Below are 26,771 nucleotides of genomic sequence, written 5' to 3'. Positions count from 1 at the left end.
TTCTCGGGCAGGCCGTTGCCCCCACCCTCCCAAGCGGAGCTTGGGCCCCTCCCTCCCCCGCCGGGGGCGGGGGAGGGGTGGAAGGCCCCCAACCGTTACAGGGCCAGCCGGGCCAGCGTCTCGTTGGTCGGGACGCCGTCGGGCGTCCAGCCGCGGAGCTCGTAGTATTCCGGCAGCATCTTGCCCAGGTCGTTGACGCGGCCGGTGGCCGGGCCGGTCTTCGCCGCTTCCTTCAAGAGGCGCTTGGGCAGCGTGTCGTCCTTCGCCGTCAGGCCGGCGGCGAGGTTGAACTGGCGCTCCAGGTTCCAGATGCGCTCGCCCGTCTCGACCAGACGCTCCACCGACCAGCCGCCGTCGATGGCGGCGTCGACCTGCGGGGCGACGTCGACCAGCGACCAGGCGAAGGAGGTGAAGATGCAGATGCCCGCCGCGTCGAAGGCGGCCGTGGCGTCCTGGAAGGCCTTCACGAGGCCGGCCTTGCCGTCGGTCGCCAGCGGGTCGGTCTTCTCCGGGATGCCCAGGATCTCCGACGCCACGGTGTAGCTGCGCAGGTGGCAGGCGCCGCGGTTGGAGGTGGCATACGTCAGGCCCATGCCCTGGATACCGCGCGAATCATAGGCCGGGAACTCCTGGCCCTTGACCGACATGGACAGGTCCGGGTGGCCGTACTTCTCCGTCAGGCGCTTGGAGCCCAGGCCGATCTCGGCCCCGAAGCCCTCGCCCTTGCCGGTCAGCTCGGCCAGCTTCACCAGCGCCTCGGCCGAACCGAAGCGCAGCTCCAGCCCGCCGGTGTGCTCGGTGGTGATGGCGCCGATCTCGTACAGCTCCATCGCCGCCGACACGGTGGCGCCGAACGAGATCGGGTCCATGCCCTGCTCGTTGCAGATGAAGTTGGCGTAGGTCAGCGCGTCCAGGTCGTCCACGCCGGTGTTGGAGCCCAGCGCCCAGGCCGCCTCGTACTCCAGGCCGCCGGACGCACCCCAGTACTGCGGCTTGTCCTTGACCGAGAAGTGCGTCTTGTCGACGGTCGAGATGCGGCCGCACGCGATGGTGCAGCCGAAGCAGGCGCCGTTGCGGGACAGGTTCGGCTTGCCGTCGCTGGCGCGCGGCACGGCCATCGCCTCGGCCGAGATCTTGTGGGCACCCTCGAACTGGATGTCGCGGTGGTTGCGCGTGGGCATGGCGCCCGACTCGTTGATCACGTTCATCAGCACCTGGGTGCCGTAGGCCGGCAGGCCCTGACCCGTGACCGCGTTGCCGGCGAGCACGGCCTTGGCCGCCTCGGTCGCCTTGAAGAACGCGTCGAAGTCCTTGATCTTCACGCCCAGCGTGCCGCGCACGGCGACCGCCTTCAGGTTCTTCGAACCCATCACCGTGCCCACGCCCGACCGGCCGGCGGCGCGGTGCAGGTCGTTGACGATGCAGGCGTACTTCACACCCTTCTCGCCCGACACGCCGATGGAGGAGACGCGGATCTGCGGATCCTGGTGCTTGGCCTTGATCGTCTCTTCCGTGTGCCAGACGGACGTGCCCCACAGGTCGTCGGCGGGCAGCAGCTTCGCCTCGCCGTTCTCGACGTAGAGGTAGACCGGGGTGGCCGAGCGGCCTTCGAAGATGATCATGTCCCAGCCGGCGTTCTTCAGCTCGTTGCCGAAGAAGCCGCCGGAGTTGGAGCACGCGATGGCGTTGGTCAGCGCACCCTTGGTGATGACCGTGTAGCGGCCGCCGGTCGACGCCATGGTGCCGGTCAGCGGACCGGTGGCGAAGATCAGCTTGTTGTCGGGCGACAGCGGATCGACCTTCGGGTCGATCTCCTCGCACAGGTATTTCGTGCCGAGGCCGCGCGAACCCAGGTACTTCTGGGCCCACTCCTTGTTCAGCGGCTCGGACTTCACGGTGCCGGCGGTCAGGTTGACGCGCAGGATCTTACCAGCCCATCCCATCGTCAGGCCTCCTCAGTTCGCGGCGGCAGGAGAGGTGGACTTGGCGGCCCAGGACCGCATCTTGTCCAGGCCGGTCCAGTTGGCGTCGACGTAGGTGATGGCACCCGTCGGGCACGCCTTGGCGCAGGCCGGGCTGCCGTCGCACAGGTCGCACTTGGCCACCTTGCCGCTGTCGGCGTTGTAGTTCACCGTGCCGAACGGGCAGGCGATCGTACAGACCTTGCAGCCGACGCAGACGTCGTCGTGCACCACCTTGGCGCCGGTGCCAATGCTGATGGTGATGGCGTCCACCGGGCAGGCCTTCATGCACCACGCCTCGGCGCACTGCGTGCAGGTGTAGGGGACGAAGCGGGCCTCCGCGTCGAAGGTGAAGACGCGGATGCGCGACTTCGACGGGTTGAAGGCCCCTTCCTTTTCATAGGAGCACGCCATTTCGCACTGGCGGCACCCGGTGCATTTGCCCGGGTCGAGATTGAGCGATCGCTGCATCGGCGATTCCTCCGACGTGGAAACCAGGACCTGAATGGATAGGCCTGCCCGGCACGCCAAAGGCGGGTATTGCCGGACGGCTACCCTTTTTCATTTTCAGCGCGAAGCCTATACGCCGCCCCGGCGGCGGACAAGGGTTGCCAAGCCTTTGAGGGCTAGTACTTAGGGCGCGTTATGACTTGGCGAGCACAGCGTGTCGCCTGTTCGGAGTGTTCGCGTTGCCGCGGCGCGTCCCGGTGGCCACTTCAAAGGAAGGCGACGGAACCCGACTGCAACGGGAGAGAGACGCATGAGCACCCGACGCATGGCCGAGATGATCTCGGACATGAACCCGATGGGCACCGACGGATTCGAGTTCATCGAGTACACCGCCCCCGATCCCAAGGAACTGGAGGCGCTGTTCGCCACCATGGGCTTCCGCCCGGTGGCCCGGCACCGGTCCAAGACCGTGACGTTGTGGCGGCAGAACGGTGTCAACTTCATCGTCAACGCCGAGCCGGACAGCTTCGCCCAGGCCTTCGCCCGCGTGCACGGGCCCAGCGTGTGCGCCATCGCCTTCCGCGTGGCCGACGCGGCGCACGCCTACAAGCGCGCGCTGTCGCTGGGCGCCAGGCCGGGGCCGAGCACGGCCGGGCCGATGGAACTGAACATCCCGGCCATCCAGGGAATCGGCGGCAGCCTGATCTACCTCGTCGACCGCTACGGCGACCGCAGCATCTACGACGTTGATTTCGAGTTCGACGACAGCGTGCCGGAGAAGCCGCCGGGCGTGGGGCTGATGGGCATCGACCACCTGACGCACAACGTGCACCGCGGCCGCATGGAGGAATGGGCGGGCTTCTACGAACGGCTCTTCAACTTCCGCCAGATCCGCTACTTCGACATCGAGGGCAAGGTCACCGGCATCCGGTCCAAGGCGATGGCCAGCCCGTGCGGCAAGATCCGCATTCCCATCAACGAATCCGCCGGCCACGGCGGCAAGGACCAGATCGAGGAGTACCTGGAGGCCTACCGGGGCGAGGGCATCCAGCACGTGGCCCTGTCCACCGACGACGCCTACGCCACGGTGGAGGCGCTGCGCAACCACGGCGCGGAGTTCATGCCGCCGCCCCCGGACACGTATTACGAGATGCTGGGCGAGCGCCTCCCCAACCACGGCGAGGATCTGGAACGGCTGAAGCGCGACCACATCCTGGTGGACGGCGCGCCGGGCGGCGGGCTTCTGCTGCAGATCTTCACCAAGACGGTGATCGGCCCGATCTTCTTCGAGATCATCCAGCGCAAGGGCGACGAGGGGTTCGGCGAAGGAAATTTCCGCGCACTGTTCGAAAGCATCGAACGCGATCAAATCAAGCGCGGCGTGCTGCAGGACAAGACCTGACGCGACTGACCGTTCGGCCGATGCATACTCGGCCATAGGTGACATGGACGGGCCGCCGCCGCCGCCGATAAGCTGCCTTCCAAAGAGGCAACACAATCGGCGGCGCCGGTCCGGCGACCAGCCGGATCGGATCATGTGCCCACGGTGACGGAAACGCTTCTCGATTCTCCCTTAAGTGGCGATGCCGCGCGCTGGCGCGACGCCGCCGACGCGATGCCCGGGCTGTTCTGGCAGGAAAACGCCGCGGGTGCCTGCGTCTTCGTCAACCGGGCGTGGCGGGAGCTGACCGGCCGCACCCTGGCGCAGGAACTGGGGCAGGGCTGGCTTTCGTCCATCCATCCGGAGGACCGGCTGCTGCTGGCCGGGCCGGTGGCGGCGGCCAAGGACGCCCGACGGCCCTTCGACGCGGAGTTCCGGCTGCGCGCCGCCGACGGGTCGTGGCGCTGGGTGCTGGGCCGCGCCGAGCCGCGGGTGGCGGCCGACGGCGCGTTCCTGGGCTACGCCGGCTCCGGCCTCGACATCACCGGGCGCAAGCAGGCGGAGATCCAGCGCCGCGCGGAGGAGGAGCGCTACCGCGCCCTGTTCGCCCAGGCCGCCATTGGCATCTGGCGGGTCGGCCTGGACGGCCGCCTGCTGGAGGTGAACGACCGGCTGTGCGCGCTGCTCGGCTACCACCGGGACGAGCTGGTGGGGCGGGACTTCCGCGACCTCGTCCACCCCGACGACCGTGCGGCGGAGGAGGCGGAGCTGGCCCGCCTGCTGGCCGGCGATGTGCCCAGTTACACGCTTGAGCGGCGCTGCCTGCACAAGGACGGCTCGCTGGTGTGGGTGCGCGTCACCTCCTCGCTGGGCAGCGCGCCGGGGCGGGCGGGGGAGCGGTTCCGCATCTCCATCATCGAGGACGTCACCGACCGCCGCGCCGCCGAGGAGGCGCTGCGCGTCAGCGAGGCGCGGCTGCGGCGCGCGCAGGAGGCCGGCGGCGTCGGCGACTGGGAAATGGACCTCGTGGCCGGCACGGTGATCTGGTCGGCCAGCCTGTACCGGCTGCTGGGCCGCGACCCGGCGGGCGAGGCGCCCAGCCTGGGCGCGCTGATGGAGGTGGTGCACGCGGACGACCGGGCCGAGCTGGGGGCGGTGGTGGACGCCGTGCTGCGCGGCGACCGGCCGCTGGACACGGAATTCCGCGTGCTGCTGCCCGACGGCACGGTGAAGTGGCTGTCCAGCCGCGGCGAGGTGGAGCGCGACGCGCTGGGCCGGCCGGTGCGCCTCGTCGGCGTCAACTTCGACGTCACCGCCCGCAAGCAGGCGGAGTGCCGCACCCGCTTCCTGGCGGAGCTGCACGACGCCCTGCGCCCGCTGTCCGACCCGCGCGACGTGCTGGCCGAGGCGTCGGCGGCGGTGGGCCGCTACCTGCGCGTCGGTCGCGCCGGCTTCGCCGAGGTGGAGGGCGACGCCGAGCGGCTGCACGTGTCCCAGGACTGGTGCGACGGGATGGCGAGCGCGGTGGGCATCCACGCCACGAGTGCGTGCGGGGAGGCGGCGCTGGCGCTGCTGCGCGCCGGACTGCCGCTGGTGGTGGAGGACGTGGCGGCCGACCCGCGCACGGCGCCGGCCGCCGCCGGCTATTCGGCGCTGGAGATCGGCGCCCTGGCCGAACTGCCGATCATGCGCGACGGCCGGCTGGTCGGGCTGCTGTTCGCGCACGACCGCGCGCCGCGCCGCTGGGCGGCGGAGGACGTGGTGGTGCTGGGCCAAGTGGCCGAACGCGCCTGGGCGGCGGTGGAGCGGGCGCGCGCCGAGGCGGCCCTGCGCATGAGCGAGCAGCGGCTGCGCGTCACCTACGACAACGCCTTCGCCGGCTTCGCCGAGCTGGACCTGGACGGGCGTGTGCTGAACGCCAACCTGCGGCTGGCGGAGATCCTCGGCTACAGCCACGCCGAGGTGCTGTCCATGAGCCTGCTGTCGGTCACCGACGCGCGCGACGCCGACGCCGACGCCGCGTGCTTCCGCCGCATGGTGGCGGGGGAGATCGACAGCTACCAGCTGGAGAAGCGCGTCACCCGCAAGGACGGCCGTCCGCTGTGGGTGGCGCTGGCCGCCTCGCTGGTGCGCGACGCCGACCAGAAGCCGCTGTACAGCGTGCGCGTCATCGTCGACATCACCGAGCTGAAGGCGGCGGAGGACCAGCGCAAGCTGCTGCTGGGCGAGCTGAACCACCGGGTGAAGAACACGCTGGCCATCGTGCAGTCCATCGCCGCGCAGACGCAGCGGGGCGCGGCGTCGGCCGAGCAGTTCGTCCAGGCGTTCGACGCGCGCCTGCTGGCGCTGAGCCAGGCGCACAACCTGCTGACGCGCGAATCCTGGCAGGGGGCGGACCTGGACGACCTGCTGCGCGAGACGCTGCGCCCCTACGGCGTGGGCGAGGCGGGGGCGCGGGTGAGCCTGTCCGGCCCGGCCGTGCGCGTCGGCCCGGCGGCGGCGGTCGCCATCGGCATGGCCTTCCACGAGCTGGCGACCAACGCCGCCAAGTATGGGGCGCTGTCCAATGGCGCCGGCCGCGTCGGCGTCGTCTGGCGGGTCGAGCCGGCGGAGGACGGGCCCGACCGGCTGGTGATCGCGTGGACGGAAAGCGGCGGCCCGCCGGTGGTGCCGCCGACGCGGCGCGGCTTCGGCTCCCGAATGATCGAGCGCGGGTTGAGCGGCCAGCTGGAGTGCGCCGTGGAGCTGACCTTCCCGCCGGACGGCGTGCGCTGCCGCATCGCCGTGCCCTTGAGCACGCGCGTGCTGACGGCGTGACGCTGGACGCGGGTGCCGCATCTGCGGCATCACGGTGGCGATCACCGGGGGCGGGGATTTTCGGCGGACGGAGCGGGGCATGGCGGCGAAGGGCACACCGGCGGTGAACGCGGCGAAGGCGGCGGGCGTCCGCTTCCGGCTGCTGGAGTACGACTACGACCCGTCGGCCGACGCCATCGGCCTTGCGGCGGCCGAGGCGCTGGGGCTCGACCCGGCGGTGGTCTACAAGACGCTGATCGCGCAGCTGGACACGAAGGCCCTGGTGTGCGCGGTGATCCCGGTGGCGGCGCGCCTGGACGTGAAGGCGCTGGCGGCCGCGGCCGGGGCCAAGAAGGCCGACCTCGCCGACCCGACGCTGGCGGAGCGCACGACCGGCTACACGGTGGGCGGCATCAGCCCGCTGGGCCAGCGCAAGCGGCTGGCGACCTTCATCGACGCGGCGGCCGACGCGCTGCCGGAGATGGTGGTCAACGGCGGCCGGCGCGGGCTGCAGATCGCGCTGGCGCCGGGCGACCTGGCGCGCGTGCTGGGGGCGAAGGTGGTGCGGATCACGGCGGGGTGAATCTCCCTCCCTCGCCCCCGGCGGGGGAGGGAAGCCCACGTCAGCGGGCAGGGTGGGGGCAACGGCCTTTGTGGCGGGCGTTGGGCCGTTGATCCTTGGTGAACAACTTGCCCCCACCCTCCCGCTCTTCGAGCGGGTCCCTCCCTCCCCCGCCGGAGGCAGGGGAGGGGTTATAGAACGCTGTTTTTCTATGACTTGTCGTCTTCGTACGTGTAGCGGAAGTCGCAGTGGTCGGCGCCCTGCATGATGGTCTGCGTGCGCGTCATCTTCAGCTTCGGGTCATAGCCGGTGCAGAAGGCGGCGTCGCGGTTGCAGGACAGCAGGTGGCCGATGTGGCCCAGCCCCATCTCGCGGTACATCTCGGCGTAGCGGCAGCGCTTCACGTCGAAGTCGAAGTGGGTCTCGTCCTGCCGCTTCACCTCCATGCGCAGCGCATCGTCCTTCTGCCACAGCGGCATGATGCCGGCGAAGGTCTCGATGCTGGTGCCGTTGGGCTCGGCCTTGGCGAAGTTTTCCGCGGCGGCGACGGCGGCCTTGGAGACGGCGGTGCCCAGCACCTCCTGTGCCACCTGCTCGCCGAAGCGGGCGACCATCTCCTCGTAGACCGGCTTCAGGATCTCCGCCTCGATGCGGCGGCGCTCCAGGATGCCCAGTTGCTGGGTCATGTGTTCCTCCAATCGGGCCTCTCGTCCCAATAGCCCCTCTTCCTTGACGGGAGAGGGGTTGGGGAGAGGGTGGTTACGCCTCTCACGCTGGCCGAAGGCCAGCGCTGCCGGCGTCAGGCGGATGCCTTTGGCATCCGCTGAGAGCCCGGCAGGGCGGAAGATGATTTCTTCCCGGCATCCGCCGGTAATCCCCCTCTCCCCAACCCCTCCCCCGCAAGGGGGGAGGGGCTTTCGTGGTTTTCAATGCACGTGTCCGCCGAGGTAGGCCTCGGCGATGCGGGGGTCGTCGCGCAAGGTCTCGGCGGGGCCGGCCAGCACGATGCGGCCGTCCTCCATCACCGCGGCATGGTCGGCGATGCGCAGGGCCGCGCGGGCGTTCTGCTCGACGATCAGGATCGACACCCCCTCCGCCCGGATGCGCTGCACCAGATCGAAGATGAGGGCGACCAGCTTGGGCGCCAAGCCCAGGGACGGTTCGTCCAGCAGCAGCAGCTTGGGCCGGCGCATCAGGGCGCGGGCGATGCACAGCATCTGCTGCTCGCCGCCCGACAGCGAACCGGCGTTCTGCCGCAGGCGTTCCGACAGGATGGGGAACAGCGTGAAGATGCGCTCCAGCTCGCCCAGGCCGGCCTCGCCGCCGCCCAGCACGAGGTTCTCGCGCACGGTCATGTTGGAGAAGATCTGCCGCCCCTCCGGCGCCTGACACAGGCCCATGTCGACGATCCGGTGGGCGGGCAGGTTGGCGATGGGCTGGCCGCGGAAGGCGATGCTGCCGGACTTGGCCCGGTAGATGCCGGAGACGGCGCGCATCAGCGTCGTCTTGCCCACCCCGTTGGAGCCGAGCACGGCGACGATCGATCCTTCCGGCACCGTCAGGCTGACGCCGTGCAGGATTTCCTGCGGCCCCATGGCGACGTGCAGGTTGTCGATGGCGAGCAGGCTCATTCGTCCGTTCCCAGATAGGCTTCGAGCACGGCGGGGGTGCGGCGCACCTCCTCGGGCGGGGCGTCGGCGATCTTGCGGCCGGACGCCAGCACGATCACGCGCTGGCAGATGCCCATGACGAGGTTCATGTCGTGCTCGACCAGCATGATCGTCAAGCCGCCCGCGTGCAGGCGGCGGATGAAGGCGGCCAGGTCCCGCGTCTCGGTGTCGTTCAGGCCGGCGGCCGGTTCGTCGAGGATCAGGAACTTGGGCTGCATGGCGAGCGCCCGCGCGATCTCCAGGTACTTGCGCTTGCCGTAGGAGAGGTTGGCCGCCAGTTCGTCCGCCACGCCGGTGAGGCCGGCGAGTTCCAGGGCGTGCCACGTGCGGTCGCTGATGTCCCGCGCGCGCCCGTCGCGCGCAAAGAGGGCGCCGAACGGCCCCTGCGGCAGCGTGCCCACCGCACCCACCGACACGTTGTCGAACACCGACATGTTGGGGAACACGCGCAGGTTCTGGAAGGTGCGGCCCAGGCCCAGGCGCGCGACCTGATTGGGGCGCATCCCGTTGATGGTCCGCCCGCGGAAGCGCACGGTGCCGGCCGACAAGGGCGTGAAGCCGGAGATGAGGTTGAACAGCGTCGTCTTGCCGGCCCCGTTCGGGCCGATCAGCCCGACCAGTTCGCCCTCGTCCACGTGGGAGCTGACGCGGTCCACGGCGAGCACGCCGCCGAAGCGGCGCGTCGCCTGATCGATTTCCACCAGATGCGTCGTCATCGCCAGCCGATCCCGATGCCGTTGTCCGTGCGCCGCCACGCGGCGTTGAGCTGCTGGCGCACCAGCTTGAGCGCCGAGACTTCGCCCAGCAGGCCCTTGGGCAGGAAGAGGATGGACAGGAACATCACCACGCCCACCATGATGTTGCGGAAGTCGCCCATCCCGCGCAGCCCCTCCGGCAGCAGGATCAGCAGCAGCGCCCCGATGATGGCGCCGGGCAGGCTGCCCAGGCCGCCCACCACGATCATGGCGAGGATCAGGATGGATTCGGAGAACTTGAAGTCGCCCGGCGAGATGTAGCCGGTCATGTGCGCCCACAAGCTGCCCGCCACGCCGGCGAAGAAGGCCGACAGGGTGAACACCTCCATCTTCAACCGCACGGTGCGCACCCCCATGGCGTCGGCGCACTGGTCGTCCTCCCGGATCGAGCGCAGCGCGTTGCCGTAGTAGGAGTGGCTGAGGCGCCCGATGGCGATCACGCACAGCGTCACCACGGCGGCCACCGTGTAGTAGGTGCCGAGCCGGCCGGACAGGTCGAACCCGAACAGGTTCAGGCCCTTGGTCACGATGATGCCGTTGGGACCCTTGGTGAAGTCGACCCAGTTCAGCATCACCAGATACAGCATCTGCCCGATGGCGAGCGTGGCGACCGCGAAATAGATGCTGACCAGCCGCATGGTGGGCAGCGCCACCAGGAAGGCGATCAGCGCCGCGACGAGGCCGGAGAGCGGCAGGGTGAAGGTGAAGCCCAGACCCGCCTTGGTCGCCAGCAGGGCCGCCGTGTAGGCGCCGACGCCGTAGAAGGCCGCGTGCCCCAGGTGCAGCAGCCCGGCCACCCCGGTGACGAGGTGGAGCGAGGAGGCCAGCAGCACGAAGATCAGCGACAGGTTGGCGATCTGGTAGAAGTAGCCGCGGTCGAAGGACGCCAGCACCGCCGGCAGGGCCGCGAACACCGCCAGCAGGACGAGCGCCGGGACGATCAGGCGCGTGGGGCTCTTAGACGCGTTCACGGCCGGCTCCGAACAGTCCGCTGGGGAAGAAGATCAGCGTCAGGATCAGGAAGCCGTAGGCCACCATGTCCGACCAGCCGGACGACACGAAGGTCGTCGCCATGCTCTCGGCGATGCCGAGGATGAGGGCGCAGATGACCGCACCCGGGATCGACGACAGCCCGCCCATGACCATGGCGACGAACGCCTTGATGCCCGGCACGAAGCCCATGGCCGGGAAGATGGCGCCGTAGTAGAGCCCCACCAGGATGCCGGCCGCCGCCCCCATCATGGAGCCGACGACGAACGTCATGATGATGGTGCGGTCGGTGTCGATGCCCACGTACTTCGCACCCAGCGGGTTGTTGGACACGGCGCGGATCGACAGGCCAACGCGGGTGCGCCGCAGCAGGTACTGCAGGCCGATCAGCATGACGGCCGACACGGCGAAGATGATGAAGTCGCCGGTCACCAGGATCACCGGCCCGACGCGCACGGGGGTGTTGATCAGGTATTCGAACGGGACCGAGCGCATCTGCGAGCCGAAGACGATCTCCAGCCCCTCGCGCACGATGATCGACACGGCCAGCGACGACAGCAGCGTGGATTCGCGCATGGCGCGCGACTTCAGCGACGCCTCGTCCGTGAAGCGGCGGAACGGCTTGAAGGCGAGGCGCTCCAGCGAGAAGCCGGCGAAGGCGCCGATGGCGAGTGCCGCGAAGATCGCCGCGAAGATCGGCGGGGCGGATGCGGTGATCAGCACGAGGCCCGCGAAGGCGCCCAGCGTGTAGACCTCGCCGTGCGCGAAGTTGACGACGTTCAGCACGCCGAAGATCAGCGTGAAGCCGATCGCCATCAGCGCGTACGTCATGCCCAGCGACAGGCCGATCGCCAACTGCTGGAGGTAGTAGGGGTCGATCATGTCTTCCTCTCTCCCTCCCTCGCCTCCGGCGGGGGAGGGAAGGGGCCCGCGAAGCGGGAAGGGTGGGGGCAGCGGCCTGTGTGGCAGGCGTTGAGCCGCTGATCCTCGGCAAGCAACTTGCCCCCACCCTCCCAAGCTTCGCTTGGGTCCCTCCCTCCCCCGCCGGGGGCGGGGGAGGGCGATTAAATTATTATTCTTTCACGGGCGCGAACTGGCCGCCCTTGACCTCGACCTTGACCAGTTCCTTTTCGGCCTCGCGGTCGGGGCCGAAGGTGGTCTTGCCGGTCACGCCGGGGAAGTCCTTGGTCTTGGCCAGTTCGGCGCGCACGGTCTCGCGCGTCGGGTTCGGCTGGGCGCGCTCGACCGCGGCGATCATGATGCGGACGGCGTCATAGGCCTGGGCCGGGAACTGGCCCGGCGTGGCGCCGTCGGAGCGCTTCTTCCAAGCGTCCACGAACTGCTGCACGTGCGGCGTCGGATCGGTGGGCAGGAAGTTGGACGTCAGGCGCAGCCCCTCCGCCGCCTCGCCGGCCAGCTCGATCAGCTTCGGGCTGTAGGCGGCCGAGGTCGAGTAGACCGGGATCTTGACGCCCAGCTGCTGGAGCTGCTTCAGGAACTGCGCACCATCCTCGTAGAAGAAGCCGGTGTAGATGGCGTCGGGCTTCGCGCGCTCGATCTTGCTGATCAGCGAGCGGAAGTCCTTCAGGCCGCGGTTGAAGTTCTCGGAAAAGACCACGGTGCCGCCGTTGGCCTTCACGCCCTCGGTGAAGCCGGAGACGACCGACTGGCCCCAGTCCGTCTGCTCGGCGATCACGGCGACGGTCTTGATGCCCTTGGACAGCATCCACTTGGCGTTGTAGGGGCCTTCCTGCGCCTGGGTGGCGATGTTGCGGAACTGCCACTGCGAGATCTTGGCGTAGTCGGGGTGCGACGCCGTCTGGGAGAGCTGCGGGACGCCGGCCTCCTTGTAGACCTGGGCGGCGGCCATGGAGACGGTGGAGGTGAAGTCGCCCAGCACGCCGACGATCGCCTTGTCGTCGGCGAACTTGCGGGCGATGTTCACGCCCTCCTTGGCGTCGGAGCGGCTGTCCTCGAAGACGATCTCCACCTTGAAGGGCTTGCCGGCCTTGGCGAATTCCTCCAGCGCGATCTCGGCGGCCTTGCGGAAGTCCTGGCCGTACTGGGCGGTGTCGCCGGTGAGCGGCAACTGGTAGCCGAGCTTCACGGCGTCGGCGGCAAGCGCCGAGCCGGCGAGGCCGGCGGCGGTGAGCGCCGCGAGGGCGGCGAGGCGGAGGGTCATGGTCGTGGCTCCCAATCCTGGTCGTGTTCGTGTGGTTATTTCGCGGTGCCGGGCAGGACCTTCAGGCGGCAGCAGCCCTCGTCGCCGGGCTTCCAGGTCTCGCCCTTGAAGACGAAGCCGGCCGCCTCGAACAGGCCGCCGTCGATGGCGCCGGCCATCGTGCACAGCAGCTCGAGATCCGCGTCGGAGCGGCCCTGCGCCTGCCAGGCTTCCTTCAGCGGGCAGCGGTGGAAGTGGATCTCCAGCGCCTCGCCGTCGCAGCGCTTCACCTCGGGCGCGAACATCTCGTCGCGGTTGGGGATGCCGTCGAGGAAGGCGCCGCACAGGCCGGCGAGGTCGGACGGGCCGTGGGACGCGTACTTCACGCCCATGCTCTCGCCCAGGCGGCGGGTGGATTCCTTGCCGACCTCCAGCGCCGTTTCGGTGCCGAACCGCTCGCGCAGCACGTCGAACATGTGCGCGTAGGCGGCGGCGCGCATGGCGTAGGAATTGCGCAGCAGGGTGGGGTAGTCGGGGGTGTCGGCCATGGTCATCCTATCCGGCGGTCAGATTTCGCGGGAGTCGTTCCAGCGATATTGCAGCAGCTTCAGCGGCCCGATGCGCTGCAACAGCGGGTTGAAGGGCAGCGGCGCCGGCTCGGTGAAGGGCAGGGCGAGGTCGCGCGTGTCGCGGCCGAGTGCGGCGTAGGCCAGCTCCCGGCCCAGCGAGAAGGACAGCGCCACGCCGCGCCCGTTGCACCCGGCCCAGGCGAAGCCGTTGCCGGCCAGCCGGTGGACGCGCGGGGTGTAGTCGGTGGTCATGGCGATGCGGCCGTTCCACACGTGGTCGAAGGCGACGCCCTGGAGGGCGGGGAACATGGCGCCGAGCCGCTGCCCGACGATGCGGCGCAGGCGGTCGGCGCCGTTCCACGGCACGATCAGGCCGCCGCCGCTGACGATGCGGTTGTCCGCCGTCCAGCGCATGAAGCGCAGGTCGCCGTGCGTGTCCGACATGGCCTGCCGGCCGGGGATCACGCTCTTGCGCACGTTGTCGCCCAGCGGCGTGGTGGCCATCTGCCAGGACAGCACCGGCACCACCTCGTCCCGCACCTGCGGGAAGACCTGGGCGGCGTAGCCGTTGGTGCCCAGCACCAGCGCGTCGGCCGTCACCTCGCCCTGCGGCGTGCGGGCGACCCAGACGCCGTCGCGCCGCTCCACGGAGAGGGCGGGGGAGTTGACGAACACGCGGGCGCCGGCCGCCGTCACCTTGGACGCCAGGCCGCGCACGAGGGCCAGCGGGTTGATATGGCCACCGGTGCGGTTGGTCCAGCCGCCGAAGTAGGCGTCGGTGCCCAGCAGGTCGCGGATTTGGGCGCGGTCCAGCAGCTCCACGGGTGCGCCGCGGTCGCCCCATTGGCGGACTCGGCGCTCGGCGATCTTGATGCGGCCGGGGGTGTGGGCGGGCTGGACCCAGCCGGTCTGCTCCGCCGCGCAGTCGATGCCCAGGCGGCGGACGCTGTCGAACAGGGTGGACGCGCTGTCGCGCACCAAAGCCACGAATCGCTCGCCGGCTTCCGGCCCGAAGCGGGTGATCAGGTCTTCCGGGTCGGGCCGGGTGAGGGTGGGGATGACCTGCCCGTTGTTGCGCCCCGAGGCGCCGCGGCCGAGTTCCGAGGCCTCCAGCACCACGGCGCTGGCGCCGGATTCGGCGGCGTGCAGCGCCGCCGACAGGCCGGTGAAGCCGCCGCCGATCACCAGCAGGTCGGCGCGCACGGATTCGGCCAGGATGGGCAGGGCGGGTGGCGGCGGGGCCGTCGCCTCCCACAGGGAGTCCGGCTTTTCCCAGATGCCGCCACGGCCGGGAAGAGGGGTGTCCAAGGCGCTTGCCACGTTGTTGGTCCGACCACTTGGTGAGTAGCGGAATATGAACCGGAACGCGGCTGTGTGCAATTTCCGTTTATGAAGTGAGGAAATATCAGGTATTCACGGGTGGGTAGTGTGTAATGTGGCGGCTGTTGCCCCCTCCCTAACCCTCCCCCGCGTTGCGGTGGAGGGGACTGCCGCCGCTTCGGCACCAAACCCTCCACCGCGAAGCGGGGGAGGGTGGCTGAGCGTCAGCGAAGCCGGGAGGGGGCAGCGTCCCGCAATCACGCGCTCTTCGGCAGCACCGTCTCCGCCAGCCGCACCCAGTAGCTGGCGCCGATGGGCAGGACCTCGTCGTTGAAGTCGTAGTGCGGGCTGTGCAGGTTGCGCCCGCCCTCGTTGCTGCCGGCACCCAGCCAGACGTAGCAGCCCGGCCGCTTCTGCAGCATGAAGGCGAAGTCCTCCGCCCCCATGCTGGGCATCGGGTCGAGGTCGAGCGCCTGCTCGCCCACCACGCGGGCCGCCGCCTGCCGGGCCAGCTCCGTCTCCGCCGCCGTGTTGACGGTGGAGGGGTAGCGGCGCTCGTAGCGGAAGCTCATCTCCACGCCGAAGGCGCCGGCGATGGCCTGCGCCAGCTCGCGCATGCGGCGCTCCACCATGTCCTGCACCTCGGCGCGGAAGGTGCGGGTGGTGCCGCGCAGGACGGCGCTGGCGGGGATGACGTTCCAGGTGTCGCCGGCGTGGAACTGCGTGACGCTGACCACGGCGGCGTCCACCGGGTGGGTGTTGCGGCTGGGGATCGTCTGCCAGGCGTTGACGATCTGCGTGCCGGCGACGATCACGTCGGTGCCCAGGTGCGGCATGGCGGCGTGCGTGCCGCGGCCGGTCAGCGTCAGCTCGAACACGTCGTAGGACGCCATCATGGGGCCGGAGCGCAGGGCCATCCGGCCCACCTCCAGGCCCGGCCAGTTGTGCATGCCGTAGACCTGCTGGACCGGGAACTTCTCGAACAGGCCCTGCTCCACCATCACGCGGCCGCCGCCCTCGTTCTCCTCCGCCGGCTGGAAGATGAAGGCCAGCGAGCCCTGGAAGCCGGGATTTTCGGACAGGTAGCGCGCGGCGCCCAGCAGCATCGCCGTGTGGCCGTCGTGGCCGCAGGCGTGCATGCGGCCGGCGTTCCGGGAGCGGTGGGGGAGGTTGGTCTCCTCGTGGATGTGCAGCGCGTCCATGTCGGCGCGGAAGGCCACCGCCGGGCCGTCGCCGTTGCGCAGCACGCCGACCACGCCGGTGCCGGCCAGCCCACGGTGCACCTCCAGCCCGAAGGAGGCCAGCTTTTCGGCCACCACGTCGCTGGTGCGGTGCTCCTCGAACGCGGTTTCCGGGTGGGCGTGCAGGTCGTGCCGCCACGCCTTCATGTCGGGCAGCAGCTTCTCGATGCCCGGAACCATCTCCACCATGATGATGCTCTCCCTGTTCTTGTCGCTCAGCGACAATCACATAGGCGGGGTGAAGCGCAAGGAAACAGTGCCGAGGCCGGGGAACTCCGCCTCCACCGTGTCGCCGGGGCCGACCGGCGTCATGCCGGTGCAGGAGCCGGTGGTGACGATGTCGCCGGGCTTCAGCCCGTGCCCGCGCATGGACAGCGCGTTGGCCATCCACGTCAGCAGGCGCGTCAGGTCGCCGCCGGCCGGGTTGCCGCCCACCGTGTCCACCACGATGGCGCCGTTGACGCGCAGCTGCACGCCCTGGCGCGCGGGATCGACCCGGCGCCAGTCGGTGACGGGCGCGCCGGTCACGTAGGCGCCGCTGGTGATGTTGTCGGCCAGGATGCTCAGCGCGTCGACCGCGTTGCGGTCCTGGAAGCGGCCGTCCACCACCTCGATCCCCGGCAGCACGGCGTCCACGGCGGCCAGCACCTCGTCCGTGGTGTAGGGCTGCGGGCGCGGCGGCAGGGCTCGGCCGAAGCGGTAGGCGATCTCCGCCTCGATCAGGCGGACGCCGAAGGCGTCGCCGGGCAGCGCGGCGGGGGAGGGGTGGACGGTGGCGGCCGGCATGGGCGCGCAGGCGGGCTCCGCCTCCGGCGTCTTGGCGCCGACCTTCCAGGCGTGCGCCGGGCCGGTGCGGGCCAGCACCACGTCCTGGACGGCGTAGGCCTCCTCCACCGTGCGCGGGCGGCAGTCCTCGGGGAGGTCGCGCAGGCGGTCCCCGGTGCGGGCGGCGACCAGCAGGGCGGCGGCACGTTCGGCGCGGTCTTCGGTCATGCGACGGCCTTCTTCTGTGCGAGGTCCTCGATGGCGGCTTCGTCGAAGCCCAGTTCGGCCAGGATCGTCCGCGTGTGCTGCCCCAGCACGGGGGCACCGGAGCGCACGCCGCCGGGGGTGCGGGAGAACTTGATGGGCAGGCCCAGCGTGCTGACCGTGCCGGCGCGGGCGTGCTCCACCTCCACCACCATCCCGCGCGCCTTGGTGTGCGGATGCTCGTGCATCTCGGCGATGCTCAGCACCGCTCCGGCGGGGATGCCGGCCCTTTCCAGGGTGCCCAGCCATTCGGCGGTGGTGTGGCGGCGGAAGATGGGGGAGAGGATCTCGACCAGTTCGTCCAGGTGCCGCATGCGGCCGGGGTTGTCGGCGAAGCGCGGGTCGTCGCGCAGCTCCGGCGCCTCGATGGCGTCCAGCAGGCGCAGCCAGTTGGCCTGGTTGGCGGCACCGATGTTGATCCAGCCGTCGGAGGTCGGGAACGCTTGGTAGGGCGCGTTCAGCGGGTGGGCGGAGCCCATGGGGCCGGGGCTGACGCCGGTGGCGAAGCGGATGGCCGACTGCCAGTAGGTGTGGACGATCCCGGCCTCGAACAGGGAGGTGTCGACGCGCTGCCCCTCGCCGGTGCGGGTGCGCTCGTGCAGGGCGGCCAGCACGCCCATGGCGCCCAGCAGGCCGGCGGTGATGTCGGTGACGGGTGCCCCCACCTTCACCGGCGGGCGGCCCGGCCCCTCCCCGGTGATGCTCATCAGCCCCGACATGCCCTGCGCCACGAGGTCGAACCCGCCCTGGTCGGCCAGCGGCCCGGTGCGGCCGAAGCCGGAAATCTCGCAGTAGATGATCTTCGGATTGATCGCCTTCACCGCGTCGTAGCCGAAGCCCAGCTTCTCCAGCGTGCCGCGGCGGTGGTTCTCGATCAGCACGTCGGCGTCCTTCAGCAGGCGCCGCAGCACCTCCTTGCCGCCTTCCAGCTTGAGGTCGAGTGCCAGGCCGCGCTTGTTGCGGTTCATCATCATGAAGGCGGCGGATTCGTCGGCGACGGTGGGCGGCACCATGCGGCGGCTGTCGTCGCCGCCCGGCAGCTTTTCCACCTTCACCACGTCCGCACCCATGTCGGCCAGCATCAGCCCGGCCACCGGCCCGGCCATGATGTGCGCCAGTTCCACCACCTTGAGGCCCGCGAGGGGGCCTTTCGTGTTCCTATCCATGATCGTTCCTCAATTCCCTCCCCCGCCCCGGGGGAGGGTTAGGGTGGGGGTAAGATCAAGGATCCTTGGCTTTACCCTCACCCGGCCGGCTGCGCCGGCCACCCTCTCCCGGGGCGGGAGAGGGTAACACCTTCACCGTCCCTCGAACTTCGGCTTTTCCTTGTCGAGGAACGCCCTGTAGCCGGTCCGGAAGTCCTCCGTTCCGTAACAGGCGTAGCCCTCCTCCAATTCCTCGGGCGTCAGGGGGGCGCCGCTTTCCAGGCGGGCGACGAATTTCTTGTGCCAGCGGGCGACCAGGGGGGCGCCCTCGGCGATGCGGCGCGCGGTGGCGTAGGCTTCCGTCTCCACCTGGTCGTCGGGGACGATGCGGGTGACGAGCCCCTTCTCCTTGGCCTCCTGCGCGCCGAAGATGCGGCCTTCCAGCAGGATCTCCAGCGCCACGGCGCGGCCCACCAAGCGGAACAGTGCCTCGATCTCCGGGTAGGCCATGACGAGGCCGAGGTTCTTGATGGGGGCGCCGAAGCGGCTGGATTCGCCGCAGATGCGCAGGTCGCAGTTGGCGGCGATCTCCAGCCCGCCGCCGACGCAGATCCCTTCGATCAGCGCCACCATGGGATGGCGGCAGGCGCGCATGGCGTTCAGCGTGGTGTGCATGATGGCGCCGTAGGCGCGCGCCTGATCGACGTTCGAGCGCTCGGTCTCGAACTCCGAGATGTCGTTGCCGGGGCTGAACGCCTTGTCGCCGGCCCCGCGGATGACGATGCAGCGCACCGTGTCGTCGGCGTTCAGTTCGCCCACCGCCTCGCCCAGGGCGCGCCACAGCGGCTTGGTCATGGCGTTCAGCTTGTGCGGGCGGTTCAGCGTCAGGGTGACGATGCCGCCGTCGCCACGCTCCATCAGCAGTTCATCGATCGCATCTTTGATCATGGGGTCGTGTCACGATCCGTAGAAGAGGTTGACCAGCGTCAGCGAGACCGCCGGCACGTAGGTGCACAGCAAAAGTACCAGCAACAGCACGCCGATGAACCACAGGTTCACGCGCGTCGTCGCCCAGATGTCGGCCCGCGCGATGGAGCAGGCGGCCATCAGCACGCTGGCGACCGGCGGCGTCTGCTGCCCGATGGCGAGGTTCAGCGTGACCACGAGGCCGAAGTGGATGGGATCGATGCCGACCTGCGTCACCAGCGGCATGACGATCGGCACCACCAGGATGATGGCGGCGGCCGAGTGCAGGAACATGCCGAGGATCAGGAAGGCGACGTTCAGCAGCGCCAGCACCGCGTATTTGTCCGTGGTGACGCCGCTGATGGCCAGGGCCAGCTGCTGGGGCAGCTGCGCTTCGGTCAGGAAAGTGCCGATCAGGGCGGAGGCGGCGACCAGCAGCATGACCACGGCGGTCTGGATGCCGCCCTCGATGCAGGCCCGGTGCAGCTCGCGCAGGTTCAGTTCGCGGTAGATCACGGTGCCGATGAACAGCGCGGCGAGCACGGCGAGCGCCGCACCCTCGGTCGCCGTGACGAAGCCGCCGAAGATGCCGCCCAGGATGACCACCGGCAGCAGGAAGGCCCAGATGGCGTCCTTGAACGTCTCCCACACGCGCGAGGCGCGGAACCGCTCCTCCACCGGGAAGCCGTTGCGCACGGCCAGATAGTACGCGACCACCGCCAGCCCGAAGGCGCCCAGCAGGCCCGGGATGATGCCGGCCACGAACAGCTTCACCACCGAGGAGCCGGACATCACGGCGTAGAGGATCATCGGGATCGACGGCGGGATGATGATGGCGAGGCTGGCGGCCGACGAGCAGACGGCGGCCGAGAACTCCTTCGAATAGCCGCGCTTCTTCATGGCCGGGATGAGGATGCTGCCCAGCGCCGCGATGTCGGCCACGGCCGAGCCGGAGATCTCCGCAAAGAACAGCGACGCGCCGATGGCGACCATGGACAGGCCGCCGCGCACGAAGCCCACCAGCGCCGTGGCGAAGGCCACCAGCCGGCGCGAGATGGAGGACGCGTTCATGATGGCGCCGGCCAGGATGAACAGCGGCACGGCCAGCAGCGGGAAGTTGGTGGCGCCTTCGAACATCACCAGCGCCACGTTGGGCAGCATGTCGGTGCCCTGCACGATGGTGATGGTGACCATGGCCACCAGCCCCAGCGCCACCGCGATGGGCACGTTCAGCAGGACCAGCGCCAGCATGCCCGACAGCATGAATCCCAGGGTCATCGCGGCGCGCTCCCGTGTACGGCGTGCGAGGTGGTGCGGTCGGCGTTGGCGTCGGCGTTGACGTTGGCGGCGTTGGCGGCGGCGTGCATCTGCGCCTCCTTGGTCTCGGCATCGGCGAAGCCGGCCCCGCGCGCCTCGGCCAGGGCCTGGGGCAGGCGCAGCGCCTCGGCGATCATGAACAGGACGGCGCCGATTGGGATGACCGACTGGGTGAGCTGCATGGGCACGCTGGGCAGGCTGACCAGCGTGTCGCCCTCCAGGATCCGCCAGACCTCCAGCCCGGTCCAGGCGAGGACGCCGAAGAACAGGAACACGCAGGCCTCGGCGACGACGGTGGCGGCGACGCGCCAGCGGGGCGGCATCAGGTTCACCACCTCCGGACAGCCGATGTGCGCGCCCTTCAGCGCGGCCAGCGCCGAGCCGTAGTAGGTGAGCCAGCACAGCCCGATGGCAGCCACCTCGTCGTACCAGACCAGCGAGTGCCCGGCCGCGCGGAACAGGAAGCCGGCGCAGACGATCAGCGCCAGGCCGACGACAAGGGCGACGACGATGGTGTCGAGGAGCCGTTCGAAGCGCGTGCGGACGGTGCGGAGGGACATGGGGTGACTCCATCTGCTCCCTCCCTCGCCCCCGGCGGGGGAGGGAAGGGGCCCATGCGCAGCATGGGAAGGGTGGGGGCAACGGCCTGCCCGAGGATCTGCGGCCCGTAGGTTGGGTCTGGACCCAACACCCTTCGCATTGCCGGGAATGTTGGGTTTTCGCTGGCGCTCAACCCAGCCTACGGCTCGATCCTTGAGGAGGCCGCTGCCCCCACCCTGCCCGCTGCCGCGGGCTTCCCTCCCCCGCCGGGGGCGGGGGAGGGATTGACGTTACGATTTGCTGGCCAGCGCCAGGGCGCGGTCGACCAGGGCCTTGCCGTCCGGCACCTCCTTGGCGAAGGCGTCGTAGACCGGGGCGCTGGCCTTGACGAAGGCGTCCTTGTCGGCCTCGTTCACCTGCATGCCGGCGTCCTTGAGCTTCTTCAGCAGGTCGTCGTCGAGCTGGGCGGCGATGCGGTAGACGTCGTCCTGGGATTGGCGCGCGGCCTCGGTCAGGGCCTGCTGCACCTCGGGCGGGAACTTGCTCCAGCTTCGGCCGGCGGTCAGGTAGGCCGGCGTGTAGACGTGGCCGGTCATGGAAAGGTACTTCTGCACCTCGTAGAAGCGCGCGGGGTGGATCTGCGCCAGCGGGTTCTCCTGCCCGTCCATCACGCCGGTCTGCAGCGCCACGAACACCTCGGAAAAGGCCAGCGGGCTGGGGTTGGCGCCGTAGGTCTGGAACATCTTCACCCGCCACACGCCTTGTGGCACGCGCAGCTTGATGCCCTGCAGGTCGGCCGGCTTCACGATGGGGCCGCGGTTGTTGGTGATGTGGCGGAAGCCGTTCTCCCACACCGCGAGGATCTTGTACCCCTCCTTCTCGGCCAGGGGGGCCAGGGTGGGGGTGACGATCTCGTCGCGGATGCGCTTCATGTGCTCGCGGTCCTTGACGAGGTAGGGCATCTCGAACAGGCCGAAGGCCGGCACCACCGACGACATGACGGTGGAGGGCAGCGCCATGTCGATGGTGCCCAGCTTCAGCTTCTTCATCATTTCGCTGTCGCCGCCGAGCTGGCTGGAGCCGTAGACGACCACCTTCGCCTTGTCGCCCAGCTTGGCATTGACGCGTTCGGCGAAGGCCAGGGACGACTTCTCGAACAGCGAGCCGGGCTCGCCCACGTGGCCCAGCTTGATCTCCGTCTGCGCCAGCGCGGGTGCGGCCATCAGCGCTCCGGCCAGCAATGTGGAGGCGAACAGACTCCGGACGGCGTTCATCGCATCTCCTCCCCAATCGGTTTGTTCGTTCTTGTGTCGTCGCGGCATTACGAGTTTCCGAATTCCAGGTACTCCATCGCCGCCGCGACGCCGCCCGCGCGGTGCGGGATGCCGGTCAGGCGCAAGCCCATCTCCACGCCGGCCAGCGTGCCCATCAGCGTCAGGTCGTTGAAATCGCCCAGGTGGCCGATGCGGAACACCTTGCCGGCCAGCCGCCCCAAACCGGTGCCCAGCGACATGTCGAACCGCTCCAGGATCACGGAACGCAGGCGGTCGGCGTCATGGCCGTCCGGCACCACCACGGCGGTGAGGGAGCTGGAAAATTCGGCAGGGTCGGCGGCCAGCACCTCCAGCCCCCAGGCGTTCACGGCGCGGCGCGTCGCCTCGGCGTGGCGGTCGTGGCGGGCGAAGACGTTTGCCAGCCCCTCCTCCATCAGCATGGCGACGGCTTCCTTCAGGCCGTACAGCAGGTTGGTGGCGGGCGTGTAGGGGAAGAAGCCGGTGGCGTTGGCCTTCAGCATGTCCTCCCAGTCCCAGTAGGAGCGCGGCAGGCGGTTGGCCTTCGCCGCCGCCAGCGCCTTCTGCGACACCGCGTTGAAGCCCAGCCCCGGCGGCAGCATCAGCCCCTTCTGCGAGCCGGCGACGGTGACGTCCACGCCCCATTCGTCGTGCCGGTAGTCGATGGAGCCGAGGGAGGAGATGGTGTCCACCAGGAACAGCGCGGGGTGGTTCGCGCGGTCGATCGCCTTGCGGATCAGGGGGATGCGGCTGGTGACGCCGGTCGACGTCTCGTTGTGAACGACCATGACGGCCTTGATCGCGTGGCCGCGGTCCTCAGCGAGGCGGGCCTCCACGGTGGCCGGGTCGACGCCGTGGCGCCAGTCGCCGGGCACGAATTCGCACTCGATCCCGAACTTGGACGCCAGATTGCGCCAGAGCGTGGCGAAGTGGCCGGTCTCGAACATCAGCACCCGGTCGCCGGGCGACAGCGTGTTGACGATCGCCGCCTCCCACGCGCCGGTGCCGGAGGAGGGATAGATAATCACCGGCTGCGCCGTGCCGAACACCGGGCGGATGCCGGCCAGCACGTCGCGCCCCAGCGCCTGGAACTCCGGGCCGCGGTGGTCGATGGTCGGGCGGTCCATGGCGCGCAGGACGCGGTCCGGCACGTTGGTCGGGCCGGGAATCTGCAGGAAATGACGGCCGCTGCGGTGAGCCATGAAGCGCTCTCCTCCCCTGGGGCGGTGCCCGTGTTTTTTGTTTGGTGTACTGATGGAATTCTGCATGCAAAACGCGCTGGCGCAATCAGGATTTTGCGTTCGGGGGCTGGTCTGAAGTGGTAGGCGACGCCATCGCCTTCGTTCTATGACGGATCAAATGGCTGTTAATAAAGGGATTTTCCGGCTCCTGAGGATTTGGTGGTGCCGACGCCGGCGTCCGGTGCCTCGTTTGTGTTTTGCATGCAAAATGCTATCCTCGCCAACGAGACCCACCCTCAGGAGTTTGCCGCCATGCCGCTCGACGCCCGCGCGCCGCTCGCGCGCCCCTCCCGGATCGGCGACGGCGCGCTGGCCGCGCGGCTCAAAAACGCGCTGGAAGGCGACGTGCTGTTCGACGCCTTCTCGCGCGGGCGCTACAGCACCGACGCGTCGATCTATCAGGTGGAGCCGGTGGGCGTGGTGGTGCCGCGCCATGCCGGGGACGTGCGCGCGGCGCTGGCCATCGCGGCGGAGGAGGGCGTGCCACTGCTGCCGCGCGGCGGCGGCACCTCGCAGTGCGGGCAGACGGTGGGGGCGGCGCTGGTGATCGACAATTCCAGGCACCTCAACCGCGTCGTCTCGGTGGACCCGCAGGCGCGCGTGGCGGTGGTTGAGCCGGGCATCGTGCTGGACGAGCTGAATCGGCAGCTGAAAGCCCACGGGCTGTGGTTCCCGGTGGACGTCTCGACCTCGGCCCAGGCGACCATCGGCGGGATGACCGGCAACAACTCCTGCGGCACGCGGTCCTTGCGGTACGGCAACATGGTGCACAACGTGCGCGCCATCGACGCGCTGCTGGCCGACGGTACCGCGCTGCGCCTGGACGGCGGCGCGCCGGACGATGGGCGCCGCCGCCAGCTGACCGATGCGATGAAGGGCCTGCACGCGCGCGAGGCCGACGAGATCGCCGCCCGCTTCCCCAAGGTGCGGCGGCGCGTCGGCGGCTACAACATCGACCAGTTGGCGGGTGAGACGCCCAACCTCGCCAAACTGCTGGTGGGGTCGGAAGGCACGCTGGCCTTCTTCGAGCGGATCGAGCTGCAGCTCTCGCCGCTGCCCAGGCACAAGGTGCTGGGCGTGTGCCACTTCCCGACCTTCCGCAAGGCGATGGAATCGGCGCAGCACATCGTGGCGCTGAAGCCGGCGGCGGTGGAACTGGTGGACCGCACCATGATCCGGCTGGGCCGCGACATCCCGCTGTTCCGCGCCACCATGGACCGCTTCATCGTCGGCGAGCCGGACGCCCTGCTGCTGGTCGAGTTCGCGGGCGAGGACCGCGAGGCGGAGATCGCCAACCTCAAGGGGCTGGTCGAGCTGATGGGCGACCTGGGCCTGCCCGGTTCGGTGGTGGAGGCGACCGACCCCGCCTTCCAGGCGGCGATCTGGGAGGTGCGCAAGGCCGGGCTGAACATCATGATGTCCATGAAGACGGAGGGGAAACCCGTCTCCTTCATCGAGGACTGCGCGGTGCCGCTGGAGCACCTCGCCGACTACACGGAGCGGCTGACGGCGGTGTTCGCCAAGCACGGAACCACGGGGACGTGGTACGCGCACGCCTCGGAAGGCTGCCTGCACGTGCGGCCCGTGCTGAACCTCAAGCAGGAGCTGGAGGTTAGGAAGATGCGCGCCATCGCCGAGGAGGCGTTCGCGATGGTGCGGGAGTACAAGGGCTCCCACTCCGGCGAGCACGGCGACGGGCTGGTGCGGTCGGAGTTCCACGAGCCGATGTACGGCCCCCGGCTGGTGCGCGCGTTCAAGGAGGTGAAGGCGGCGTTCGATCCCGCCGGCCTGTTCAATCCCGGCAAGATCGTCGACCCGCCGCGCATGGACGACCGGTCGCTGTTCCGCTTCAAGCCGGGCTACGCCGCCACGCTGGTGCAGACGGCGCTGGACTGGTCGGAGTGGAACGGGTTCCTGGGTGCGGCGGAGATGTGCAACAACAACGGCACCTGCCGCAAGAACGACGCGGCCGTCATGTGCCCGTCCTACCGCGCCACGAAGGACGAGCAGCACGTGACGCGCGGCCGGGCCAACAGCCTGCGCCTTGCGCTCAGCGGCCAGTTGGGGCCGGACGCGCTGACGTCGCGGGAGATGTACGAGACGCTGGACCTGTGCGTCAGCTGCAAGGGCTGCAAGCGCGAGTGCCCGACCGGGGTCGATATGGCGCGCATGAAGATCGAGTTCCTGCACCACTACCGCCGGCGCCACGGCGTGCCGTTGCGCGAGCGCATGGTGGCGGAGCTGCCGCGCTACGCGCCGATGGCGTCGAAGGTGGGCTGGCTGTTGAACCTGCGCGACCGCATTCCGGGCCTGCCGGCGCTGATGGAGCGGGTGACCGGCTTCAGCCGCCACCGGCCGCTGCCGCGCTGGCACCGCACCCCCTACCGCGAGCCGGAACGGATGCCGGCCGGCCCCAGCGTGCAGAACGCGGCGGGGGAGGTCGTGCTGTTCGCCGACTGCTTCAATCGCTGGTTCGAGGCGGACAACGCGCGCGCGGCCGTGGCGGTCCTGCGCGCCGCCGGCTACACGGTGCACCCGCTGCTGCCCACGGATGGGGAGAAGCGCCCGCTGTGCTGCGGCCGGACCTACCTGTCGGCCGGGCTGGTGGACAAGGCGCGGGCGGAGCAGACGCGCCTGCTGGCGGCGCTGAAGCCCTTCGTCGAGCGCGGCGTGCCGGTGGTGGGGCTGGAGCCGTCGTGCCTGCTGACCCTGCGCGACGAGATCAGGGCGGTGGTCCCCGGCCGCGAGGCCGACAGGATCGCCGCGCACGCCGTGCTGTTCGAGGAGTTCCTGGACGGGCTGCACGCCGCCGGGCGGCTGAACCTGCCGCTGAAGCCCCTTCCGGTCCGCCGCGCCTTGCTGCATGGTCACTGCCACCAGAAGGCGTTCGGCGTGATGGCGCCGGTGGAGCGGGTGTTGAAGCTCATTCCCGGGCTGGAGGTCTCCACCATCCCGTCCGGCTGCTGCGGCATGGCCGGCGCCTTCGGCTATCAGGCGGAGCATTACGAGGTGTCGATGGCGATGGGGGAGATGGGGGTGCTGCCGGCCGCGCGCGCCGCCGGGCCGGACGAGGTCCTGGTCGCCGACGGCACCAGCTGCCGCCACCAGATCAAGGACGGTGCCGGCAGGGACGCCGTGCACGTCGCCGTGCTGCTGGCGAGAGCCCTTGGTGAGAAGGTGGGGGAGGGCGCACCGTGACCCGCATCGTCCGCGCCAGCCTGCACGAGGAGGTCGTCGGCCGCCTGCGTGAGATGATCGTGGAGGGCGAGCTGCCCCCCGGCGACCGCCTGAACGAGCGCGAGCTGTGCGAGCTGTTCGGCATCTCCCGCACCCCCTTGCGCGAGGCGCTGAAGGTGCTGGCGAGCGAGGGGCTGGTCGTCCTGCT

At 69.8% G+C, this 26,771-nt stretch carries 23 protein-coding genes; 5 read left to right on the top strand and 18 right to left on the bottom strand.

What is annotated here, in order from left to right; translation table 11 throughout:
- Positions 1 to 95 precede the first annotated feature (95 nt).
- Complete coding sequence (locus VED21_RS11210) at positions 96 to 1,943, bottom strand: aldehyde ferredoxin oxidoreductase family protein (RefSeq protein WP_324882437.1); 1,848 nt, start codon at positions 1,941 to 1,943, stop codon at positions 96 to 98.
- A 12-nt stretch (positions 1,944 to 1,955) separates the two neighbouring features.
- Positions 1,956 to 2,432 (bottom strand): 4Fe-4S dicluster domain-containing protein, encoded by a 477-nt coding sequence (locus VED21_RS11205; protein WP_324882436.1) that lies wholly within the window; start codon positions 2,430 to 2,432, stop codon positions 1,956 to 1,958.
- 289 nt (positions 2,433 to 2,721) lie between these two features.
- Here VED21_RS11205 and hppD point away from each other — a divergent pair, with 289 nt between their 5' ends.
- From hppD to ybaK, 3 genes are all read left to right on the top strand, one after another.
- Entirely contained in the window at positions 2,722 to 3,813 is a 1,092-nt protein-coding gene (gene hppD / locus VED21_RS11200; protein ID WP_324882435.1) for a 4-hydroxyphenylpyruvate dioxygenase, read from the top strand.
- Positions 3,814 to 3,948: 135 nt separating this feature from the next.
- Positions 3,949 to 6,609, top strand: coding sequence for a PAS domain S-box protein (locus VED21_RS11195; RefSeq protein WP_324882434.1), 2,661 nt, complete (start codon positions 3,949 to 3,951; stop codon positions 6,607 to 6,609).
- A gap of 79 nt (positions 6,610 to 6,688) precedes the next feature.
- Positions 6,689 to 7,171 carry a Cys-tRNA(Pro) deacylase gene (gene ybaK, locus VED21_RS11190; RefSeq protein ID WP_324882433.1) on the top strand — a complete coding sequence of 161 codons (483 nt, stop codon included), beginning with the start codon at positions 6,689 to 6,691 and terminating at the stop codon, positions 7,169 to 7,171.
- A 188-nt stretch (positions 7,172 to 7,359) separates the two neighbouring features.
- On the opposite strand, the gene VED21_RS11185 is transcribed toward ybaK, so the two are convergent.
- The 16 genes from VED21_RS11185 to VED21_RS11110 form a co-directional block, all read right to left on the bottom strand.
- Complete coding sequence (locus VED21_RS11185) at positions 7,360 to 7,836, bottom strand: L-2-amino-thiazoline-4-carboxylic acid hydrolase (RefSeq protein WP_324882432.1); 477 nt, start codon at positions 7,834 to 7,836, stop codon at positions 7,360 to 7,362.
- Positions 7,837 to 8,076: 240 nt separating this feature from the next.
- Positions 8,077 to 8,781: an ABC transporter ATP-binding protein gene (locus VED21_RS11180; RefSeq protein ID WP_324882431.1), complete on the bottom strand. Its 705-nt coding sequence runs from the start codon at positions 8,779 to 8,781 to the stop codon at positions 8,077 to 8,079.
- A complete protein-coding gene (locus VED21_RS11175; protein ID WP_324882430.1) occupies positions 8,778 to 9,536 on the bottom strand; it encodes an ABC transporter ATP-binding protein in 759 nt (252 codons plus the stop codon). The genes VED21_RS11180 and VED21_RS11175 overlap by 4 nt, the downstream gene beginning before the upstream one ends.
- Positions 9,533 to 10,546: a branched-chain amino acid ABC transporter permease gene (locus tag VED21_RS11170; protein ID WP_324882429.1), complete on the bottom strand. Its 1,014-nt coding sequence runs from the start codon at positions 10,544 to 10,546 to the stop codon at positions 9,533 to 9,535. Before VED21_RS11170 ends, VED21_RS11175 begins: the two co-directional genes overlap by 4 nt.
- Positions 10,533 to 11,447: a branched-chain amino acid ABC transporter permease gene (locus VED21_RS11165; RefSeq protein WP_324882428.1), complete on the bottom strand. Its 915-nt coding sequence runs from the start codon at positions 11,445 to 11,447 to the stop codon at positions 10,533 to 10,535. Before VED21_RS11165 ends, VED21_RS11170 begins: the two co-directional genes overlap by 14 nt.
- A 190-nt stretch (positions 11,448 to 11,637) precedes the next feature.
- Positions 11,638 to 12,747 carry an ABC transporter substrate-binding protein gene (locus tag VED21_RS11160; protein ID WP_324882427.1) on the bottom strand — a complete coding sequence of 370 codons (1,110 nt, stop codon included), beginning with the start codon at positions 12,745 to 12,747 and terminating at the stop codon, positions 11,638 to 11,640.
- A gap of 35 nt (positions 12,748 to 12,782) precedes the next feature.
- Positions 12,783 to 13,274, bottom strand: coding sequence for an L-2-amino-thiazoline-4-carboxylic acid hydrolase (locus VED21_RS11155; protein ID WP_324882426.1), 492 nt, complete (start codon positions 13,272 to 13,274; stop codon positions 12,783 to 12,785).
- Positions 13,275 to 13,292: 18 nt separating this feature from the next.
- Positions 13,293 to 14,615 carry an FAD-binding oxidoreductase gene (locus tag VED21_RS11150; RefSeq protein ID WP_324882425.1) on the bottom strand — a complete coding sequence of 441 codons (1,323 nt, stop codon included), beginning with the start codon at positions 14,613 to 14,615 and terminating at the stop codon, positions 13,293 to 13,295.
- 257 nt (positions 14,616 to 14,872) lie between these two features.
- Positions 14,873 to 16,045, bottom strand: coding sequence for a M20 aminoacylase family protein (locus VED21_RS11145; protein ID WP_324882424.1), 1,173 nt, complete (start codon positions 16,043 to 16,045; stop codon positions 14,873 to 14,875).
- 36 nt (positions 16,046 to 16,081) lie between these two features.
- On the bottom strand, positions 16,082 to 16,849 hold the full coding sequence (locus tag VED21_RS11140; RefSeq protein ID WP_324882423.1) for a 2-keto-4-pentenoate hydratase: 768 nt from the start codon (positions 16,847 to 16,849) through the stop codon (positions 16,082 to 16,084).
- Entirely contained in the window at positions 16,846 to 18,051 is a 1,206-nt protein-coding gene (locus VED21_RS11135) for a CaiB/BaiF CoA-transferase family protein (RefSeq protein ID WP_324882422.1), read from the bottom strand. Before VED21_RS11135 ends, VED21_RS11140 begins: the two co-directional genes overlap by 4 nt.
- 132 nt (positions 18,052 to 18,183) lie before the next feature.
- A complete protein-coding gene (locus tag VED21_RS11130; protein ID WP_324882421.1) occupies positions 18,184 to 18,978 on the bottom strand; it encodes an enoyl-CoA hydratase/isomerase family protein in 795 nt (264 codons plus the stop codon).
- Between the two features lie 9 nt (positions 18,979 to 18,987).
- A complete protein-coding gene (locus tag VED21_RS11125; RefSeq protein ID WP_324882420.1) occupies positions 18,988 to 20,274 on the bottom strand; it encodes a TRAP transporter large permease in 1,287 nt (428 codons plus the stop codon).
- A complete protein-coding gene (locus VED21_RS11120; RefSeq protein ID WP_324882419.1) occupies positions 20,271 to 20,873 on the bottom strand; it encodes a TRAP transporter small permease in 603 nt (200 codons plus the stop codon). Before VED21_RS11120 ends, VED21_RS11125 begins: the two co-directional genes overlap by 4 nt.
- 270 nt (positions 20,874 to 21,143) lie before the next feature.
- Positions 21,144 to 22,127 (bottom strand): TRAP transporter substrate-binding protein, encoded by a 984-nt coding sequence (locus VED21_RS11115; protein WP_324882418.1) that lies wholly within the window; start codon positions 22,125 to 22,127, stop codon positions 21,144 to 21,146.
- A 47-nt stretch (positions 22,128 to 22,174) separates the two neighbouring features.
- Positions 22,175 to 23,347, bottom strand: a complete 1,173-nt coding sequence (locus VED21_RS11110; RefSeq protein WP_324882417.1) for a pyridoxal-phosphate-dependent aminotransferase family protein — start codon at positions 23,345 to 23,347, stop codon at positions 22,175 to 22,177.
- 291 nt (positions 23,348 to 23,638) lie between these two features.
- Between VED21_RS11110 and VED21_RS11105 the strand changes: the two genes are divergently transcribed.
- Positions 23,639 to 26,584, top strand: a complete 2,946-nt coding sequence (locus tag VED21_RS11105) for an FAD-binding and (Fe-S)-binding domain-containing protein (RefSeq protein ID WP_324882416.1) — start codon at positions 23,639 to 23,641, stop codon at positions 26,582 to 26,584.
- Positions 26,581 to 26,771, top strand: a 191-nt coding sequence (locus VED21_RS11100; RefSeq protein WP_324882415.1) for a GntR family transcriptional regulator, incomplete at its 3' end; no start/stop codon positions are given. The genes VED21_RS11105 and VED21_RS11100, both read left to right, overlap by 4 nt.

It is taken from the genome of Azospirillum sp. (genome assembly GCF_035627195.1).
GTDB lineage: Bacteria > Pseudomonadota > Alphaproteobacteria > Azospirillales > Azospirillaceae > Azospirillum.
This window is presented reverse-complemented; position numbering and strand designations above follow the sequence as displayed.

Coding starts and splice junctions, on each gene's coding strand:
- VED21_RS11210 (WP_324882437.1), bottom strand. CDS start 1,943: ATGGGATGGGCTGGTAAGATCCTGCGCGTCAACCTGACCGCCGGCACC.
- VED21_RS11205 (WP_324882436.1), bottom strand. CDS start 2,432: ATGCAGCGATCGCTCAATCTCGACCCGGGCAAATGCACCGGGTGCCGC.
- hppD (WP_324882435.1), top strand. CDS start 2,722: ATGAGCACCCGACGCATGGCCGAGATGATCTCGGACATGAACCCGATG.
- ybaK (WP_324882433.1), top strand. CDS start 6,689: ATGGCGGCGAAGGGCACACCGGCGGTGAACGCGGCGAAGGCGGCGGGC.
- VED21_RS11185 (WP_324882432.1), bottom strand. CDS start 7,836: ATGACCCAGCAACTGGGCATCCTGGAGCGCCGCCGCATCGAGGCGGAG.
- VED21_RS11180 (WP_324882431.1), bottom strand. CDS start 8,781: ATGAGCCTGCTCGCCATCGACAACCTGCACGTCGCCATGGGGCCGCAG.
- VED21_RS11175 (WP_324882430.1), bottom strand. CDS start 9,536: ATGACGACGCATCTGGTGGAAATCGATCAGGCGACGCGCCGCTTCGGC.
- VED21_RS11165 (WP_324882428.1), bottom strand. CDS start 11,447: ATGATCGACCCCTACTACCTCCAGCAGTTGGCGATCGGCCTGTCGCTG.
- VED21_RS11160 (WP_324882427.1), bottom strand. CDS start 12,747: ATGACCCTCCGCCTCGCCGCCCTCGCGGCGCTCACCGCCGCCGGCCTC.
- VED21_RS11155 (WP_324882426.1), bottom strand. CDS start 13,274: ATGGCCGACACCCCCGACTACCCCACCCTGCTGCGCAATTCCTACGCC.
- VED21_RS11145 (WP_324882424.1), bottom strand. CDS start 16,045: ATGGTGGAGATGGTTCCGGGCATCGAGAAGCTGCTGCCCGACATGAAG.
- VED21_RS11140 (WP_324882423.1), bottom strand. CDS start 16,849: ATGACCGAAGACCGCGCCGAACGTGCCGCCGCCCTGCTGGTCGCCGCC.
- VED21_RS11135 (WP_324882422.1), bottom strand. CDS start 18,051: ATGGATAGGAACACGAAAGGCCCCCTCGCGGGCCTCAAGGTGGTGGAA.
- VED21_RS11130 (WP_324882421.1), bottom strand. CDS start 18,978: ATGATCAAAGATGCGATCGATGAACTGCTGATGGAGCGTGGCGACGGC.
- VED21_RS11125 (WP_324882420.1), bottom strand. CDS start 20,274: ATGACCCTGGGATTCATGCTGTCGGGCATGCTGGCGCTGGTCCTGCTG.
- VED21_RS11120 (WP_324882419.1), bottom strand. CDS start 20,873: ATGTCCCTCCGCACCGTCCGCACGCGCTTCGAACGGCTCCTCGACACC.
- VED21_RS11115 (WP_324882418.1), bottom strand. CDS start 22,127: ATGAACGCCGTCCGGAGTCTGTTCGCCTCCACATTGCTGGCCGGAGCG.
- VED21_RS11110 (WP_324882417.1), bottom strand. CDS start 23,347: ATGGCTCACCGCAGCGGCCGTCATTTCCTGCAGATTCCCGGCCCGACC.
- VED21_RS11105 (WP_324882416.1), top strand. CDS start 23,639: ATGCCGCTCGACGCCCGCGCGCCGCTCGCGCGCCCCTCCCGGATCGGC.